The 16,538-nt window shown below is 58.4% G+C and carries 24 protein-coding genes and 1 tRNA gene; 12 read left to right on the top strand and 13 right to left on the bottom strand.

Translation table 11 applies throughout. The annotated features are described in order from the left end of the window. Window positions 1-14: 14 nt before the first annotated feature. Window positions 15-446, top strand: coding sequence for a hypothetical protein (locus ACFOJE_RS20810; RefSeq protein ID WP_377816896.1), 432 nt, complete (start codon window positions 15-17; stop codon window positions 444-446). A gap of 65 nt (window positions 447-511) precedes the next feature. Here the strand turns inward: ACFOJE_RS20810 and ACFOJE_RS20805 are convergent, their stop codons facing one another. Continuing rightward, window positions 512-1,222: a hypothetical protein gene (locus tag ACFOJE_RS20805; protein ID WP_377816895.1), complete on the bottom strand. Its 711-nt coding sequence runs from the start codon at window positions 1,220-1,222 to the stop codon at window positions 512-514. Window positions 1,223-1,464: 242 nt separating this feature from the next. Here ACFOJE_RS20805 and ACFOJE_RS20800 point away from each other — a divergent pair, with 242 nt between their 5' ends. Together ACFOJE_RS20800 and ACFOJE_RS20795 are read left to right on the top strand one after the other, a co-directional pair. Beyond that, complete coding sequence (locus tag ACFOJE_RS20800) at window positions 1,465-1,950, top strand: hypothetical protein (protein ID WP_377816894.1); 486 nt, start codon at window positions 1,465-1,467, stop codon at window positions 1,948-1,950. Window positions 1,951-2,064: 114 nt separating this feature from the next. Continuing rightward, entirely contained in the window at window positions 2,065-2,652 is a 588-nt protein-coding gene (locus tag ACFOJE_RS20795) for a hypothetical protein (RefSeq protein WP_377816893.1), read from the top strand. 363 nt (window positions 2,653-3,015) lie between these two features. Here the strand turns inward: ACFOJE_RS20795 and ACFOJE_RS20790 are convergent, their stop codons facing one another. The 3 genes from ACFOJE_RS20790 to ACFOJE_RS20780 form a co-directional block, all read right to left on the bottom strand. Then, window positions 3,016-3,420 (bottom strand): type II toxin-antitoxin system HicB family antitoxin, encoded by a 405-nt coding sequence (locus tag ACFOJE_RS20790; RefSeq protein ID WP_377816892.1) that lies wholly within the window; start codon window positions 3,418-3,420, stop codon window positions 3,016-3,018. 31 nt (window positions 3,421-3,451) lie between these two features. Beyond that, a complete protein-coding gene (locus tag ACFOJE_RS20785) occupies window positions 3,452-3,634 on the bottom strand; it encodes a type II toxin-antitoxin system HicA family toxin (RefSeq protein ID WP_377816891.1) in 183 nt (60 codons plus the stop codon). Between the two features lie 117 nt (window positions 3,635-3,751). Continuing rightward, window positions 3,752-4,063 (bottom strand): DUF1654 domain-containing protein, encoded by a 312-nt coding sequence (locus ACFOJE_RS20780; RefSeq protein ID WP_377816890.1) that lies wholly within the window; start codon window positions 4,061-4,063, stop codon window positions 3,752-3,754. Window positions 4,064-4,221: 158 nt separating this feature from the next. Between ACFOJE_RS20780 and ACFOJE_RS20775 the strand changes: the two genes are divergently transcribed. The 9 genes from ACFOJE_RS20775 (at window position 4,222) to ACFOJE_RS20735 (ending at window position 8,451) form a co-directional block, all read left to right on the top strand. Beyond that, window positions 4,222-4,608, top strand: coding sequence for a helix-turn-helix transcriptional regulator (locus ACFOJE_RS20775; protein ID WP_377816889.1), 387 nt, complete (start codon window positions 4,222-4,224; stop codon window positions 4,606-4,608). A 117-nt stretch (window positions 4,609-4,725) separates the two neighbouring features. After that, window positions 4,726-4,923, top strand: coding sequence for a carbon storage regulator CsrA (gene csrA / locus ACFOJE_RS20770; RefSeq protein ID WP_377816888.1), 198 nt, complete (start codon window positions 4,726-4,728; stop codon window positions 4,921-4,923). Window positions 4,924-4,925: 2 nt separating this feature from the next. Then, on the top strand, window positions 4,926-5,549 hold the full coding sequence (locus tag ACFOJE_RS20765) for a hypothetical protein (RefSeq protein ID WP_377816887.1): 624 nt from the start codon (window positions 4,926-4,928) through the stop codon (window positions 5,547-5,549). Beyond that, window positions 5,546-5,767, top strand: coding sequence for a hypothetical protein (locus ACFOJE_RS20760; protein ID WP_377816886.1), 222 nt, complete (start codon window positions 5,546-5,548; stop codon window positions 5,765-5,767). The genes ACFOJE_RS20765 and ACFOJE_RS20760 overlap by 4 nt, the downstream gene beginning before the upstream one ends. Beyond that, window positions 5,764-5,976, top strand: coding sequence for a hypothetical protein (locus ACFOJE_RS20755; RefSeq protein ID WP_377816885.1), 213 nt, complete (start codon window positions 5,764-5,766; stop codon window positions 5,974-5,976). The genes ACFOJE_RS20760 and ACFOJE_RS20755 overlap by 4 nt, the downstream gene beginning before the upstream one ends. Continuing rightward, window positions 5,960-6,652, top strand: a complete 693-nt coding sequence (locus ACFOJE_RS20750) for a hypothetical protein (protein WP_377816884.1) — start codon at window positions 5,960-5,962, stop codon at window positions 6,650-6,652. The genes ACFOJE_RS20755 and ACFOJE_RS20750 overlap by 17 nt, the downstream gene beginning before the upstream one ends. Further along, the gene (locus ACFOJE_RS20745) at window positions 6,645-7,133 is read left to right on the top strand and encodes a hypothetical protein (protein ID WP_377816883.1); all 489 of its coding nucleotides are present in this window, start codon (window positions 6,645-6,647) and stop codon (window positions 7,131-7,133) included. Before ACFOJE_RS20750 ends, ACFOJE_RS20745 begins: the two co-directional genes overlap by 8 nt. Then, window positions 7,130-7,342 carry a hypothetical protein gene (locus ACFOJE_RS20740; RefSeq protein WP_377816882.1) on the top strand — a complete coding sequence of 71 codons (213 nt, stop codon included), beginning with the start codon at window positions 7,130-7,132 and terminating at the stop codon, window positions 7,340-7,342. The genes ACFOJE_RS20745 and ACFOJE_RS20740 overlap by 4 nt, the downstream gene beginning before the upstream one ends. Next, window positions 7,342-8,451 (top strand): tyrosine-type recombinase/integrase, encoded by a 1,110-nt coding sequence (locus tag ACFOJE_RS20735; protein WP_377816881.1) that lies wholly within the window; start codon window positions 7,342-7,344, stop codon window positions 8,449-8,451. Before ACFOJE_RS20740 ends, ACFOJE_RS20735 begins: the two co-directional genes overlap by 1 nt. 90 nt (window positions 8,452-8,541) lie before the next feature. On the opposite strand, the gene ACFOJE_RS20730 is transcribed toward ACFOJE_RS20735, so the two are convergent. The 9 genes from ACFOJE_RS20730 to thrS form a co-directional block, all read right to left on the bottom strand. Further along, a tRNA-Pro gene (locus tag ACFOJE_RS20730) sits at window positions 8,542-8,618 on the bottom strand. Between the two features lie 81 nt (window positions 8,619-8,699). Then, complete coding sequence (locus tag ACFOJE_RS20725) at window positions 8,700-9,056, bottom strand: MerR family transcriptional regulator (protein ID WP_377816879.1); 357 nt, start codon at window positions 9,054-9,056, stop codon at window positions 8,700-8,702. Continuing rightward, on the bottom strand, window positions 9,037-9,339 hold the full coding sequence (ihfA, locus tag ACFOJE_RS20720; protein WP_377816878.1) for an integration host factor subunit alpha: 303 nt from the start codon (window positions 9,337-9,339) through the stop codon (window positions 9,037-9,039). The genes ACFOJE_RS20725 and ihfA overlap by 20 nt, the downstream gene beginning before the upstream one ends. Window positions 9,340-9,342: 3 nt before the next feature. Beyond that, window positions 9,343-11,721: a phenylalanine--tRNA ligase subunit beta gene (gene pheT, locus ACFOJE_RS20715; protein WP_377816877.1), complete on the bottom strand. Its 2,379-nt coding sequence runs from the start codon at window positions 11,719-11,721 to the stop codon at window positions 9,343-9,345. A 29-nt stretch (window positions 11,722-11,750) separates the two neighbouring features. Next, entirely contained in the window at window positions 11,751-12,767 is a 1,017-nt protein-coding gene (pheS, locus tag ACFOJE_RS20710) for a phenylalanine--tRNA ligase subunit alpha (protein ID WP_377816876.1), read from the bottom strand. Window positions 12,768-12,963: 196 nt separating this feature from the next. Further along, complete coding sequence (gene rplT, locus ACFOJE_RS20705; protein ID WP_377816875.1) at window positions 12,964-13,320, bottom strand: 50S ribosomal protein L20; 357 nt, start codon at window positions 13,318-13,320, stop codon at window positions 12,964-12,966. 30 nt (window positions 13,321-13,350) lie between these two features. After that, window positions 13,351-13,545, bottom strand: a complete 195-nt coding sequence (rpmI, locus tag ACFOJE_RS20700; protein WP_039804765.1) for a 50S ribosomal protein L35 — start codon at window positions 13,543-13,545, stop codon at window positions 13,351-13,353. Window positions 13,546-13,606: 61 nt separating this feature from the next. Further along, window positions 13,607-14,158 carry a translation initiation factor IF-3 gene (gene infC / locus ACFOJE_RS20695; RefSeq protein ID WP_377816951.1) on the bottom strand — a complete coding sequence of 184 codons (552 nt, stop codon included), beginning with the start codon at window positions 14,156-14,158 and terminating at the stop codon, window positions 13,607-13,609. Further along, a complete protein-coding gene (thrS, locus tag ACFOJE_RS20690) occupies window positions 14,158-16,080 on the bottom strand; it encodes a threonine--tRNA ligase (protein ID WP_377816874.1) in 1,923 nt (640 codons plus the stop codon). The genes infC and thrS overlap by 1 nt, the downstream gene beginning before the upstream one ends. Between the last annotated feature and the right edge of the window lie 458 nt (window positions 16,081-16,538).

Below are 16,538 nucleotides of genomic sequence, written 5' to 3'. Positions count from 1 at the left end.
GTAAGGAGCGCCCGATGACAAGGCGCCGCATCGCCCATTCTTTCCTTTACCTGTTCCTAGCGGCCGGCCTAGCCCTTTTCATTGGGTTCATCGCCGCCCCGGCAATCACCCGCTCACTCGCAATCGTACATGAAGGTGTTCTGACCAAGATCCATGCAGTCCAGGCACGTGGTCAAGCCATATGGCGGGAGATTCAAGCCCGGCAGGCGATCCGGCAATACGAGCTCCAACAGCGCCAGCCAATGCCGAGAAATCAAGTTCAGCAGACGGCTGAGCAGCAGCTATTAAAGGATACAGCCTGGAAACGGTTCTATATCCCACCAGAAGCCTGCAAGCATCCTGATGTTGAAGACCGCTTTGAGATCTGTGTGCTTCGAGAAGCTCAATTCAGAAAGGAATTCGATCGGCGCTGGGCTGCTGGAAGGTTTGCTCAACCAAAGTCCTAGTTTCGATGTGAGCCTTCTCCCTCTCCAGCAGCGGCTTCCTCAGCCCCTATCAGGCTATCGATCGCTCAAAATTGGTGGATAAGGCGCATTCCGACCTCGGGACGCGCTGACTCGCCGCGGCTTTTGTTGACTCCGAGACCGAATTGGATATTCGCCAGCCGAGTGAGTCGTTGATGGATCTGGGGCATCAACAGGACATGGCTATCATGGCCGGTCAGATAATTGACCTCCAGCCCCAGAACGGTGCTGTCGGTCGCATCGTAGAAGGTCGAATGGTTGAGGATCAGATCATTGCGCTGGCTGGAGCGAGACCAGCTGATATCAGCAAGTCCGATCATGCTCATGGTGCTCCAGCGGCTGCTGAATCGGTTGCCCAGCATATAGACCAAGCTGTTGAGATAGGTGTGACGCTCGCGATCGTAAATGCCCAGATACTGGGCGCCATGGACGGAGCGCCCATGATTGAAGGTGCCGAACGTGCCTTGCAGTCCCAGCTTGTATTCGGTCAGTCGGTCATCCTGAAAGGGAAATTCGAACTCGATGGCCATGCCATCGGCGAAAGCCAATTCCGCCTCCGGCGCCCAGTGGGTCACCCGATCGGATCCGGACAATGGGGAGGTGGCCAGCGCATTGGTCTCGAACTCGCCCTGGTGCGCACCGAGCGGGCGAATCATGTCAAAGACCATTGGCTCCGGGATATGAGGGTAGGCGCTGGCTTTCCCCTTGCTGGACGACGCTTGCGCGGTCGATGCGACCGTGAACAGGAACGATCCCACGAGCAACCACTCGCATACGACAACGAGCCAATGATGTACCAAGACTGCAATCTCCGATAAGTGACAAAGAAGCGGGCAGGAGGATACCCCGAACCGCCGCCTCCTGCTGCAAATCGCATACCCAAACCAAGTCTATTCGGTAAATTAGCTTAGAGCGCTCCCTCCAGCGGGGCTTTTGTTTCTGCTTTCCACCAGCTGCTCCCCTGCGATAGCATCCTGCCTCTATCTGCAAGGAGCCCTGCATGGCACGACGCCGCAATCCCGACTCCCTCTCCCACATTCTCCTACGCATCACCCTGGCGGCCGGCTTCGGTCTCTTCATGTGGTTTGTAGTCGCAAAGGTCATTACCCGCACGTTCACGACCATGCAGGAAGACATGCTGGCCAGAAACAGAGCGGCCCAAACGCAAGTCCAGGCGAAGATGAAGGAGGCTCAAGCTCAGAAGCCGGCTCAGCCACACACGATCCAGCAGAGCCAAACAATGTCTCCATATGAAGCTCAGAGGGCTGCTGAGATTGAAGCGCAAAGAACTGCTGACTTACAGCGGCAGATCGAACAGCAGCGACTCAAGGATGCAGCGTGGGAGCGGTTCTACATCCCACCAGAGGCCTGCAAACACCCCGAGTCGCCAACGCGCTTTGACGTGTGTTCAAGCCGGGAGGCAAGGTTCAGGAAAGACTTCGAGCGTCGCTGGGCAGACGGAGAGTTTGCTCAGCCGAACGCCTAATTTCGATGTGAGCCCTCGCCTTCTGGAACTGCTCCTTCCCGATAGCTCTTGTGGTTGCATATTCAAGTTTTTCAATTGATTGCCGTTAATCAGTTGAGCTACTTGGAGAAGCAGATGACTAAGAAACAGTTCTTTTTTTGCCTTGCCCCGTTGGCCATCCTGCAAAGCTGCACGTCTACGCCGGCCGAAACTGACCCCGTGAATATCGCACTCAAGAGTTGTGGTATGGGCCTGAGTACGCAAACCACATATATATTCAAAACGGCCTTTGCCGTAGCAAATAAAAAGGGAGGCGTAGAGTTCAGCAACACAATGAATAACAGCGTAGACATGCAGGAATCCGCATTGCTAAAGCAGCTTAGCGACAAGTCTGCCGAAAGCACTAAAGCGATCCTCGCGGAAATTAAAGATGTCCGCGAGTGTGTGATTATGCAAAGTGCGCAGCTCCGTCCAGCGTCTCGAACGGAGTTGCTAGAACGCTGCCGTGAGGACTTGCAGCAAAGGATCTCCCCGCGCGGCAATATAAGCTATGGCACACTCAGACTTTGGACCCAACAAAGAGACGACCCGAGGTACAAGAAAGATATGCCGGTCATGGCCGGACACTTTGATAATGGTGGCGCAGGTTTCGCTGTGAAGGCGCAATGCGACATACGTGGAGGAACGCTGCAAGAGGTTATTGATCTCAATCCATACGAGTAATCATAACCAGCGACTGGGTCGCAAGTAGCTGGATTTGATGCCGTTAATATCTTATGGACTCAGTTTTTTAACTACGTAACGGCAGTGGGCGCATCATGCACACTGCCCCCTTGAGAACAGATGCTTCTTACTCTTCTATCGAGCAAGCCGACCAAATTTGAGGAAGCTCCAAGCAAGCGGCAGCAAATTTCCCCGCCTAATGACCATCTCTAACCATTCTCAGACTTAGCGCTCGATAAATGTAAATGCTCTCTTCTCTCTCTCGTCCCGAGAGAGTGAGCCCCACAAAAGAAAAAGCCCCTACCAATCCGGCGCCTTTCTCAGTGACAATCTTGGTTTTCTCGTCCTGTTTTGTTTCTGCCCTCAGCCGTGCTGCAACACCCGCAAGGCCGCCTCGGCCAGGAATCCTGATCGGCTCTTCTGTTCCGGGTGGCTCTTCACGTAGGCGTCGATCCGCGCCAGCAGATGCTCCGGCAAGGTGGCGTTGAAGCGCACAGCCTTACCCAGGTAGGGCGTCACATCGAAGTCGACCAGCGCCCATACGCCGCCCGCGTAGTCAGGGTTCGCAGCGTGCACATCGACTTCCTGCGGCTGAGGGAGCGGTTCTCCGTCCGCCACCAGCCCCTCAAAATGCAGCTCCAGCGCCTCGCGGACATTCTCCAGTGCCTCAGCCATCGTCTCGCCGGCGGAGAAGCAGCCGGGCACATCCGGCACCGTCACGCCGTAGTCGCTGCCAGGCTCTTTGTGGATGACGACGGGATATTTCATGGTGTGCCCCTCTTGGGTGGTATAGCCGGCCTCACTTGAGGCCGGCTTGCTTCAGGATGCTCTGGTAGGTGCCTTTCGGCAGGTCCGACTTCGGGTGCGGAACCGTCACCCTGCCCGGCTTGGTCGGATGTCTGAACTGGTGGTGGCTGCCTTTCACGGCCACTTCGTACCAGCCATCCGCCTCCAGCAGCTCGATCACCTCCCGACTTCGCATTGCCGTCTCCTCGCGCTGCCTGCCGAAATTATACACATAATACACACCAAAGCGATTAGCTTGATCCTCCTGTCGCAAGGCCTCCTTTCCTCCCACTTGATTCGGACCTCCATGTCATCAGAATGCGGCTTCGTCTTCGGCGACAGACTCAAGCTCCGCATCATGCATCTGAGCATCATCGCCCTCCGGCCGATCCCACCTGAGAGTTATCGTGCCGTCCGTGTTGCGGGTCATTTTCAGGCCATCCGTCTCGGCTAGCAGCTCAAGCATCCCTTCCCACGCCTCGTCCGGATCGGTGTCCAGCCGGTGAATAGTCACCTGACGCTCAAGCTGCGCCTTCGGCGCGTTAATCATCGACGAGACACGTAGCCCCAATTTCTCGAACGGTGAGAGCTCTTGAGGCTGCTGCTTGGTTTTCTGCTTGGCCATGTGCCACTCCTTTTACTGTATGAACATACAGTAAATGCTCTGAATGAGAATTTCAAACCAATCGCCAGCAATAATTAGGCAATGCCTATTTACACGGATTAGGCAAAGGCTTATATTCTGGCTATCGAGAAACTTAACCCAAGAGCAAAGAGGTAATCATGGACACCATCATTGCAGGCAACTGGAAGGGCCGCTTGGGCATGGGGCTCGCTCCACGCGAGCTGGTGGCAACGCTGCTGGCTGCCGGCGACCTGAGCGCAAAGGAGATTGCCCGCGAGATGGGTATTGCTCCTGGAACGGCGCAAAAGCGACTTGATGATGCTCGGTTCAAGCTTGGGGCCAAAACCGTTCGCGGTCTGGTGCTTGAGGCCTTCCGCCGCCAGATCATCACCCCAGCATGCGTGCTGATGCTGAACGGCGTGACCGCCCTCCACCCAACCCTCGACAGCGCCCCAACACGCCGCGACTTCCGCCAGCCGGAGCGCAAGACGGAACAGCACCAGCCCGGTCGGTGCTGCGGAGAGACAGGCTTGATAGCCGCGTGATCAGCGGCGTGCGCCCATAGCCAGGGCGCAGCCAGGCAACAACCTAATCAACCATCAATTCGGCAAAGCCATGAACGTCGGCAGGCCTTTGGCTTGCCCAGAAAAAAGGAGATTCACATGCTGATTTTGACCAGAAGGGTCGGCGAGAAACTGATTATCGGGGACGACATCGAGGTCGTTGTGCTCGGCCACCAAGGCGACCAAGTCCGCCTCGGCATCAAGGTGCCCAAAGACGTCGAGGTACACCGCGAGGAGATCTACCAGCGCATCCATGGCTCGGAGCGGAGCCGCCAACCGGCAGCCGCGAGGACCTGACCATGGAAAAGATCACCGTGGTACTGAAGCCCGGCCTAGGCCTGAACTTCGAGGCCATGCGTCCTGCTCTGCAACTCGGCGCGGCGGTGGCCATCGGCCGAGGCGGAGCCGTGATCGCCGGCCTGGCTGAGGGCGATGCTCCTGCCGGACTGCTGCAACTGGTCGCCGAGTACCAGCACGGCGCAAACAGCCTGGAGTTCGTCATCGAGCAGGCCGGGGAAGCATTTCGCACGATTGAAGAACTGGCACAAGCGGGCCAGGCCGGATCGCCGGTACGCGCGGCGGAAACGCTGGGCAAGATCGAGGAGCTGGCGGGCATCTGGCGCACTGCGATGCAACCCGGTGAGCTGCGCCACGATTCCGAACACTCTGAAATCGTGGCGCAGCAAGGCAAGTCCAGCACTCGCTCGATCTTTGACGTGATTACGGGAACCGCCAGCCTGGCAGGCGAGAGGCCAGCCACTCAACTCCCCGATGAAGCCGAGCACTTGGCGCAGATCGAGCGAGTGGCCGCCAGTCTGCGTGAGCATGTCCCCGATCCGGTAGCGCTCAAGCCCTGCAGCTTCTGCGGTGGCTCGCCTGTTGATGGAGAAGGCGAAGCGATGACGCCAGGAGGTGAAGGGTGAGCAGCCGACAGCACTGGTTCTGCCACTGGCTCCTGGGTATCGCCGCCGTGGCGAGCTTCTCCATCGCACAGGTGGCGTTTTACCAACGCGATGAAGCCAAGCGCCTGGCGAAGCCTGTAATCGAAATGAGCGGCAACACCTGGGTGGTCACGTGCCCAAAGCAGAAGACACCGATAGCCACCGGCCAGCCGCTCCCACACCCGAGGTTCATCCTATGACCACGACCGCATACGCTCCGGCGCACCGCTCTCCCGCGCCGGCCAGCGCCAGCCCCTTCGCCGCCCTGGGTGATCGCCTGGTACAGCTGGGGCTCGCTCTGCAGAACGGGGAAAGCACCATCGAGCAGTTGGTGCCGCTGGCCAAGGCCTGCGGCCTGGATCTGCGCATCAAGGTGGTGGAGGACGGCTTCCGTGCTGATAAAGCCTGAGTACTTCCGGAAGATGGTCAGGATCTGGCGCCAACCTGAGCTTTCGCCCCGAGCCAAGCTCCTGATATCGCGCAGGCTAGCCCGCCAGTACGACCTTATTGATGAGATCGATGGGCTGCTGCTATCGCGCCTCATACGTGACCTCAAGAAGGGGCTGCCATTCACGAAGTCAAAGATCGACAAGCTGGAGCAGGACTACAGAAATCAGTGCGCATTGCGCCAGCAGGCGCGTTTAGTCATCGGTGAGTGGCTGATGAGCACCAGCACCGACATCGAGAAAAAAATCGGCGTCAGCGGGATCTGCGATGCTCTGGCCGTCAACCCAGTGCACCGAAGAGGGCTCACGGAGGCTAAAAAAGGCCGCGCGCTCGACTACATCGCGTTTGTCGCTGGGCTAGAGGACAGCGCCACCCACAAGAACGCAAAGCGCCAATCGCCCGTGAAGGAGGGGCCGCTTTTCCACTGCGTGCTCGAGCTGATGGTTTCTTTCTCGCTAGAGCACCCAGAGCTCATGCCAGATCCATTCGCGCCGAACGGCCCACTCTACGGGAAGCCGATCAGGATGGTGGACGGCAACGGCCAGGTCTTCACCACGCGGCCAGCGCAGACACTGCACGACGAGACTATCGTCGACAACCTGCTAGATCACCCTGGGAAGGAGCAGCCAAATGGCTAAGTCAGCTCTCCGGGTTCGCCAAGGCGACGTCGCGTTCTATCTCAACGAGGCCAGCGACGGCAGCCGCGGAGGCCGTCGCTACTACCTTTACCGGACAAGTCAGCATGGCAAGGTTAAGGACGGCAGGGTGCAGATCGGCTCAACCACCGGACAGGCCTTAATGGGTATCGGCGACGAGGTCGAGCTGTTCCAGGCGTGCCAGGAGCATTTCGACGGAAAGCGCCAGCGGGCTTACCAGCCTCAAGCAGAAATCAGAGGGCCAGCAGGTCGCTGGGAAGGAAAGGCCTTCCCAGCACGCAAGTCTCACACGAACACCCGCAAAGCCCGGCTATCGCCTGTTTGCAATCCAGACCAAGACCGGAACGGGGAGATATTGCCAATGAGCTCGATTTCCGTGGTGCAGGCCGCCGAGCAGCTCTCCCAATCAATGCCTCTCGCACCACTGCCAAGCATGAGCGGTGAGGAGGACTACTGTTCATGAAAAGGGAACTCATCAAGATCAGCGAGTTTCAGCGCCGCTGCTGGGGTGAGAACGGGACGCCCATGTGCGCCCAGGCGATCCGTCAGCAGCTGCGGAACGACAAACTGCCAGGTCAGCAGATCGGCAAGCTCTGGTATGTGGACTGGGCGGCCTATTCACGCCACACCGGTAACGACCTAGTGGATGCCGTGCTGCGAGGAGCACGTTAATGTCACCGCGCCCTCGGATGTCGAAATACAAGGGGCTGCCACCAAACCTCTACGAGGACACCCGGCGCGGCTCCTTTCGCTATCGCCGACCCGACACCGGTACCTGGCACCCGATGGGTACGGATCGGCAGAAGGCCATCCAGGCGGCCAAGCAGCTCAATAGTATGCTGATGCAGGGAGCTGATCTGGTGGCCAGTGTGCTCGGATCAACAGACACGCTCGATGCCTTTCTCGACTACTACGAGCGCGAGGTATTGCCGCCCCGCGAGTTGGCTAAGGCAACCATGGATCTGTTCCAGGTTCGCGCGAAACAGGCTCGCGCAGCGCTCGGAGCCAAGCCGATCGATCAGATCACCATACGCATGGTTGCAGAGTTTCTCGACGGTCTCACGCCACGGGCATCGAATCAGGCCCGCGCCATGCTGGTCGACGTGTTCACCCATGCAGCAGCGAAAGGCCTATGCCCGGACAACCCAGCCGCCAGCACCATTCCGAAGATCGAGAAGAAGCAACGCAAGCGCCATACGGTCGAAGGTCTGAAGGCAATCCGGGCCAGGGCCCCTCGCTGGCTACAGAATGCCATCGACCTGGCCCTTATCACCGCCCAGCGCCGCGGTGACATCATCAACATGAAGTTCGAGGACGTGCGCGACGGCTATCTGTACGTGGTACAGAGCAAGACCGAGCGGGCAAGCGATGCCGGGTGGCTGAAGTTCGAAGTGACGCCCCAGCTCGCCGCTGTGCTGGCTCGCTGTCGGGATGAGGTGCTATCGCCCTACCTGATCCACCGCAAGCCGGAACGGTTGAAGCAGAAGCAAGCCCAGGGCAAAGACCACTGGACGAAGATCGAGGAGCGCTTCCTCACCCGCGCATTCAAGGCGGCCAGAGATGAGGCAAACCCATACAAGGGGCTGAAGGACGAGGAGATGCCGGGCTTTCATGAGATTCGCGCCCTATCCCTACACCTGTACAAGCGGGCCGGTAAAGACGGTCAGAGAATTGCCGGCCATGCCAGCGAGGAGATGACGAAGAACTACCAGCGTGACCATGCCGAAGTGGTCTGGTCAGAGGCGGTTCCCGATCTGGATATCAGCGAAATTTCTGGATGAGTTTTGCGCCGTTTTTGCGCCCATATTGCGCAACGTGCGGGCATAAAAAAATCCAAACACCCGTAAGTGCTTGGATTTTCTGGAGAATTTTGGTCGGGACGGAGTGATTCGAACACTCGACCCCTTGCACCCCATGCAAGTGCGCTACCAGGCTGCGCTACGCCCCGACTATTTCGCCCCGTGTCACCGGAAGCGAGATGAACTATATACTAACTTGCTGAAAATTGGAAGCTTTTTTTACCAGCCGGCTATTTGCGCAATACCAGCAAAACATCCTCAAGCTCAGCAATCATCTGACGGATCAATTGCTTGTATTGAGTACTGTCATCCTTGGCTTCGTCACTGGTGAGGCGCAAACGGGCGCCACCAATGGTAAAGCCCTGCTCATACAGGAGCGCTCGGATCTGCCGAATCATCAGAACATCCTGACGCTGGTAGTAGCGCCGGTTGCCCCGGCGCTTTATGGGGTTCAGCTGTGGGAATTCCTGCTCCCAGTAGCGTAGGACATGGGGCTTCACAGCGCAGAGATCGCTCACTTCTCCAATGGTGAAGTAGCGCTTACCTGGGATCGGCGGCAACTCGTCGTTATGACTTGGTTCCAGCATAGGCTTCAACCCTGGCTTTCAGTTTCTGCCCTGGACGAAAGGTGACCACGCGACGAGCCGTAATCGGGATCTCCTCTCCTGTCTTGGGATTGCGGCCGGGGCGCTGGCGCTTGTTACGCAGATCGAAATTGCCGAAACCGGACAACTTGACCTGCTCGTTATGCTCCAGAGCCTGCCGGATCTCCTCGAAGAACAACTCGACCAATTCCTTGGCTTCCCGCTTATTCAGGCCAAGCTCATCATAGAGACGCTCAGCCATCTCAGCTTTCGTCAGAGCCCCCATACGCTATTTCCTTAACGTGGCATTGAACCTTTCTTCCAGCGAGGCGAGGATATTCTGGGTTGTGGCATTCACCTCTTCATCATTAAGAGTGCGCGATGGGTGTTGCCAGGTCAAGCCAACCGCAAGACTTTTTCGTTGCGGATCAATGCCTTTACCACAGTAGACATCGAAGAGCGTGACATCGGTCAGGTATTCACCGGCAGTCTCCCGGATCGCCTGCAGAATCATCTCTGCCGGGGTATCGCGTTCGACTATCAGCGCCAGATCGCGACGCACCTCCGGGAAACGGGAGAGCTCCTGGAATTTCGGCAGACACCCTTCGACGACCTCTGTGAGTAGTAGTTCGAACAAATAGATCGGCTGCTCCAGACCCAGCGTCTTGCCCAGCTCAGGATGCAGAGCCCCAAGGAAGCCTACTAGCCTTCCAGCCCGCTCGATACGCGCGGTCTGCCCCGGATGCAACGCCGGGTGCTCACCGGCAACGAAGGAAAACTCGTCTGGCGCACCGGAAGCACCGAGCAAGGCCTCCACATCGGCCTTGATATCGTAGAAATCGACCGTTTCGCGACCTTGGTTCCAACCCTCTGGCAGACGACTACCAGTGGCGACACCCGCCAGCATCGACTCTTGCTTGAGATCGCCCAGTTGACCGACGAAGCGCAGGCCGCTTTCGAAGAGCCGCACGCGGCTCTGCTGCCGATTCAGGTTGTACTGCAGCGCCTTAACCAACCCAGGCCAGAGCGAAGGACGCATCGCCGCCATATCCATCGAGATCGGATTAGCCAAGGTCAGGGGCTGCATGCCTGGGGCGAACAGCTCGAACCACTTGGGATCGATGAAGCTGTAGGTGATCGCTTCCTGATAACCACGAGCGACCAGCAAGCGACGTAGTGCCGGCAATTCGGCTCGGGCCTCGGTATTAGCCTGCGGCGCCAGGCGTGCCTGCGGGTAACGTACGGGCAGGTTGTTATAGCCGTGCAGACGAGCAAGCTCTTCAATCAGGTCGACTTCAAGACTGATATCGAAGCGATGGCTGGGTACTTCGACCTGCCATTGACCGACCATGGTCTTGGTGGCTTTCAGTCCCAGCGCCGGAAGCAGGCGCTCGACCTGCTCCGATTCCATCTGCAGACCGAGCATCTGGCTGATGCGCTCGGCACGCAGAACAATCGGCGCCGTCTGCGGGAGGCTTGCCGGATCGACCACCTCGACTATCGGCCCCGGCTCACCGCCGACGATCTCCAGCAACAATGCGGTAGCGCGCTCCATGGCCTGGCGAGCCAGCTGCCAATCGACGCCACGTTCGTAGCGGTGCGAGGCATCGGTATGCAGTCCATAAGAACGCGCTTTACCGGCAATAGCGATAGTGTCGAAGAAAGCACTCTCCAAGAACAAGTCTCGGGTCTTGCCACCCACTCCGCTGTGCCCCCCCCCCATCACGCCGGCGATAGCCAGCACGCGCTGATGATCGGCGATCACCAGGGTATCGGCGCGCAGGCTGACCTCCTGGCCGTCGAGCAGAACCAGTTCCTCTCCTTCCTCAGCCATGCGCACCCGAATTCCGCCATTGATCTCGGCGAGATCGAAGGCGTGCATCGGCTGACCCAGCTCAAGCATCACGTAATTGGTGACATCGACTGCCGGATCGATAGAGCGAATGTCGGAGCGGCGCAGGCGCTCGACCATCCACAGCGGAGTCGGCCGGGACAAGTCGACGTTGCGCAACACACGCCCAAGGTAGCGCGGACAGGCCTTCGGCGCCAGCACTTCGACCGGGCGCACGTCATCGTGCACGACAGCCACAGCCTCGATGCTCGGACGCGTCACTTCCGCCCCGTAAAGAGCACCGACTTCACGGGCTAGTCCGGCGATAGAAAGACAATCACCACGATTCGGCGTCAGGTCGACTTCGATACTGGCATCATCCAGGCCCAGGTAGACACGAATGTCCTGCCCTACCGGCGCATCTGCCGCCAGCTCCATCAGCCCGCTGTTGTCATCGCTGATCTGCAGCTCGGAGGCCGAGCAGAGCATACCGAAGGACTCCACACCGCGCAGCTTGGCCTTCTTGATCTTGAAGTCTTCGCCCAGTACGGCCCCGATCATGGCAAACGGAATTCTGATCCCCGGGCGAGCATTCGGCGCGCCGCAAACCACCTGAAAGGTTTCGCTACCGTTGCTGACTTGGCAAACGCGCAGTTTGTCCGCATCCGGGTGCTGCTCGGCGGAAAGGATCTCGCCGACCACCACACCGCTGAAAGCACCGGCTGCAGGCGTGACACTATCCACCTCAAGACCGGCCATGGACAGACGAGCGACCAACTCGTCGCGGGTTACCTGCGGGCTTACCCAGCTCCGCAGCCATTGTTCACTAAATTTCATCCTGTTCTCTCCTGAAAATTCGATTACGGCTAGCGAAATTGCGCGAGAAAGCGCAGGTCGTTTTCGAAGAACAGGCGCAAATCGTTGACTCCGTAACGCAGCATGGCCAGACGCTCGACGCCCATGCCGAAGGCGAAGCCCTGGTATTTCTCCGGATCGATGCCCGACATGCGCAACACGTTCGGATGCACCATGCCGCAACCCATTACCTCCAGCCAGCCGGTGTGCTTGCACACGCGGCAACCATGCCCGCCGCACATCACGCATTGCATGTCGACTTCAGCGGATGGCTCAGTGAAGGGGAAGAAGGACGGACGGAAGCGAACGCCCAGCGGCTTCTCGAAGAACACCCGAAGAAACTCCTCGATGGTGCCCTTGAGGTCGGCGAAGCTGATGCCTTCATCGATCAGCAAGCCCTCTACCTGATGGAACATGGGCGAGTGGGTGATATCCGAGTCGCAGCGGTATACGCGTCCAGGACAGACAATGCGGATCGGCGGCTGCTGCGTCTCCATGGTGCGAACCTGGACGGGCGAGGTATGGGTACGCAGCAGCATGTTGGCGTTGAAATAGAAGGTATCGTGCATCGCCCGTGCCGGATGGTGGCCGGGGATATTGAGCGCTTCGAAGTTGTGATAGTCGTCCTCGACTTCCGGACCTTCGGCGACGCTGTAACCGATATGGGTAAAAAACTGCTCGACCCGTTCCAGGGTGCGGGTTACCGGGTGCAGTCCGCCGGAAACCTGGCCACGCCCCGGCAGGGTCACGTCGATTCGCTCAGCTGCGAGCCTTGCAGCCAGCGCAGCGCTCTCGAGCTCTGCCTTGCGTGCATTGAGGGCATCCTGCACGCTGGACTTGGCAGCATTGATCAGGGCGCCGGCCTTGGGACGCTCCTCAGCGGACAGCTTGCCGAGAGTCTGCATCAGTTGGGTAAGCTCACCCTTCTTACCGAGGTAGTGGACCCGGAGCTGCTCCAGGGCATTGACGTCTTCGCTATGTTGCACGGCCTCTAGCGCTTGCGAGACCAATGCATCCAGGTTTTCCATGTACAACCTCCAGAGGGTCTTGCAGAACTGTCCTGGCGTCCGATTCGACTTCATCGCACTCGGCAGAGCGGTTTGCCTGCAACGCTAGGCTCGGTTTTGCAAAAGCCCCTTCTCAGATACGAAATAGGGGAAGAGCACAAGGCCCTTCCCCTATCGGTGACGTTCAGCACCGGGCAAGCCCGGGACTATCGGGAAATCAAGCCAGAACGGACTTGGCTTTCTCGACAATCGCAGCGAACGCCGCTTTTTCGTTCACAGCCAGATCGGCCAGAACCTTGCGATCGATCTCGACGGCCGCCTTCTTCAAACCGGCGATCAGACGGCTGTAGGACAGACCGTTCTGACGAGCACCGGCGTTGATACGGGCGATCCACAGAGCGCGGAACTGACGCTTGCGCTGACGGCGGTCACGGTAGGCGTATTGGCCTGCCTTGATCACCGCCTGCTTGGCAACGCGGAACACGCGAGAGCGTGCACCGTAGTAGCCTTTGGCGAGTTTCAGGATCTTCTTGTGACGGCGACGAGCGATGACGCCACGCTTAACACGAGCCATGGGTAATTACCTCTAGAATCTTGACCAGGATTAACGAACGCGCAGCATGCGCTCTACTTTGGCGACGTCAGACGGATGCATCAGCGAGGTGCCGCGCAGTTGACGCTTACGCTTGGTAGTCATCTTGGTCAGGATGTGGCTCTTGAAAGCGTGCTTGTGCTTGAAGCCGTTAGCAGTCGGCTTGAAGCGTTTCTTTGCACCACTCTTAGTTTTCATCTTTGGCATGTTCGGATACTCCGCATTCAGTCAATACACATAACCACAAGGCCTGCCAGTGCCCTGGAGGTTATTTTCGCTTTTTGGGGGCGATGACCATCATCAGCTGGCGTCCTTCCATCTTGGGATGCTGTTCGACGGTACCGTATTCGGCGAGATCGGCTTCGACCCGCTTCAACAGTTCCATGCCCAGATCCTGGTGAGCCATCTCACGACCACGGAATCGCAGGGATACCTTGGCCTTGTCCCCTTCACTAAGGAAACGTACCAGGTTGCGTAGTTTTACCTGGTAATCCCCTTCTTCCGTCCCTGGACGAAACTTGATTTCTTTGATCTGAACCTGTTTCTGGTTCTTCTTGGCCGCCGCAACCTGCTTCTTCTTTTCGAAGAGGTGCTTGCCGTAATCCATGATCCGGCACACCGGCGGCACTGCATCAGCGGATATCTCCACCAGATCCAGTTTGGCTTCTTCCGCTACGCGAAGCGCTTCATCGATAGAGACGATGCCAATTTGCTCGCCGTCCACTCCAATTAACCGAACCTCGCGTGCCGAGATATTCTCGTTGATCGGGGCTTTCGGTTGAGCTCGTCTATCTTGTCTCATTTCACGCTTAATAATGATTACTCCATCTCTTGGCGACCACGCCGGGAAACCGCCTGTGCCAACATCTCGCGGAATTGCTCGATCGGCATCGAACCCAGATCGGCCCCTTCGCGGGTACGCACAGCAACGGATCGTGTCTCAACTTCCCGGTCTCCAATGACTAAGAGATAGGGAACCTTGAGCAAAGTATGTTCGCGGATTTTAAAACCGATCTTTTCGTTTCTCAAGTCAGACTTGGCACGGAATCCGCTTTGATTGAGCATCTTTTCGACTTCTAGGGCAAACCCGCCCTGTTTGTCGGTGATGTTCATGATCACCGCCTGAGTCGGCGCCAGCCACGCCGGGAAAGCGCCCTCGTAATGCTCGATCAGGATACCGATGAAGCGCTCGAATGAGCCGAGGACAGCCCGGTGCAACATGACCGGATGCTGCCGATCGTTGTTCTCGCTGACATACTCGGCGCCGAGGCGGATCGGCAGATTGAAGTCCAGCTGCAAGGTACCGCATTGCCAGACACGCCCCAGGCAGTCCTTCAGGGAGAACTCGATCTTCGGGCCGTAGAAGGCGCCCTCGCCCGGCTGCAACTCCCAAGGCAGACCGGCATTGTCCAGCGCGGACTGCAGGGCGGCCTCGGCGCGATCCCACAGCTCGTCGGAGCCGACACGCTTCTCCGGACGGGTCGACAGCTTGAGCTGGATGTCCTTGAAGCCGAAGTCGGCGTAGACGTCGAGGGTCAGCTTGATGAAGGCCGCCGCCTCGTCCTGCATCTGCTCCTCAGTACAGAAGATGTGTGCGTCGTCTTGGGTGAAGCCACGCACACGCATGATGCCATGCAGCGAACCGGACGGTTCGTTGCGGTGACAGGCGCCGAACTCGGCCAGACGCATGGGTAGCTCGCGGTAGCTCTTCAGCCCCTGATTGAACACCTGCACGTGGCACGGGCAGTTCATCGGTTTGATCGCATAGTCGCGGCTTTCTGACTCAGTGGTGAACATCAGGTCGCTGTAGTTGGCCCAGTGGCCGGACTTCTCCCACAGTACACGATCGACCACCTGCGGAGTCTTGATCTCCAGGTAACCGTTCTGCCGCTGCACGTTACGCATGTACTGCTCGAGCACTTGGTAGAGGGTCCAGCCGTTGGGGTGCCAGAACACCATACCGGGCGCTTCTTCCTGAGTGTGAAACAGATCGAGTCGCTTGCCGATCTTGCGGTGATCGCGCTTCTCCGCCTCTTCCAGGCGGTGCAGGTAGTCCTTGAGATCCTGTTTGCTGCCCCAGCAGGTGCCGTAGATGCGCTGCAGCATCTTGTTCTTGGCGTCGCCACGCCAGTAGGCACCAGCCACCTTCATCAGCTTGAACGCCTGCAGCTTGCCGGTGGACGGCACGTGCGGGCCGCGACACAGGTCGATGAACTCGCCCTGCTGGTAGAACGATAGCGGTTCGTTGCTGGGAATCGAGCCGATGATCTCGACCTTGTACTTCTCGCCGAGCCTGTCGAAGAAGGCCACCGCCTCGTCGCGCGACATCAGCGAACGGGTAACCGGATAGTCGGCCTTAGCCAACTCGTACATCTTCGCCTCGATCTTCTCGAGATCTTCACTGGTAAAGGGACGCTCGCAGTCGAAGTCGTAGTAGAAGCCGTTGTCCACCACCGGACCGATAGTGACCTGAGTACCCGGGAACAGTTGCTGTACGGCCATGGCCATCAGGTGGGCGCAGGAATGGCGCAGCACCTCGACCCCCTCAGCTTCCCGAGCAGTGACGATCGACAATGCGACATCGCCTTCGATGACGCAGGAAGTATCCACCAGTTGGCCATCGACCTTGCCGGCCAGAGCGGCCTTGGCCAGGCCGGCACCGATGGATTGGGCGACCTCGGCAACCGAAACCGGATGATCGAACGAACGCTGACTGCCGTCTGGAAGAGTAATGATGGGCATGGCGCCTCCTCTCCTAGTGGTGACCCCTACCAAAGGCCACATGGGTTGGGATGAGCCAGTAAGCGATCCGCCGAAGATGCCTGCCTCACCGTGGCAGGAGCCCGAAGGCCGCCTCGAACGAACCGGAGTCACTGGAAGATTAAAGATGGCGGATGCTTTCAGAAAGCCGCGACGTTGACAAGCGATCTCGCCAATCGCGCCCGGCCCCTCCATGCCTCGAGCCAAAAGAGGAAGCGATTCGGACGACCGGCAAACAGGTCGGGCTCACGCCATCTGAGATGTCAGCATGCTAGCACAAAAATCGATCAACCAGGGCGGCACAGCAACTCGCAGCCCGCCGAGCTGCCCCCACCATCCTCCAATTGGCACCGAAGAGCGGCCCCACCAAGCTCCATCGTCAGGTAGAATCTTATGAAAATCAGTCAGATAAGGAGCAGAATGTGAAGCACCTCATCGGA

The organism is Azotobacter bryophylli (genome assembly GCF_042643485.1).
Classification (GTDB): domain Bacteria; phylum Pseudomonadota; class Gammaproteobacteria; order Pseudomonadales; family Pseudomonadaceae; genus Azotobacter; species Azotobacter bryophylli.
This window is presented reverse-complemented; position numbering and strand designations above follow the sequence as displayed.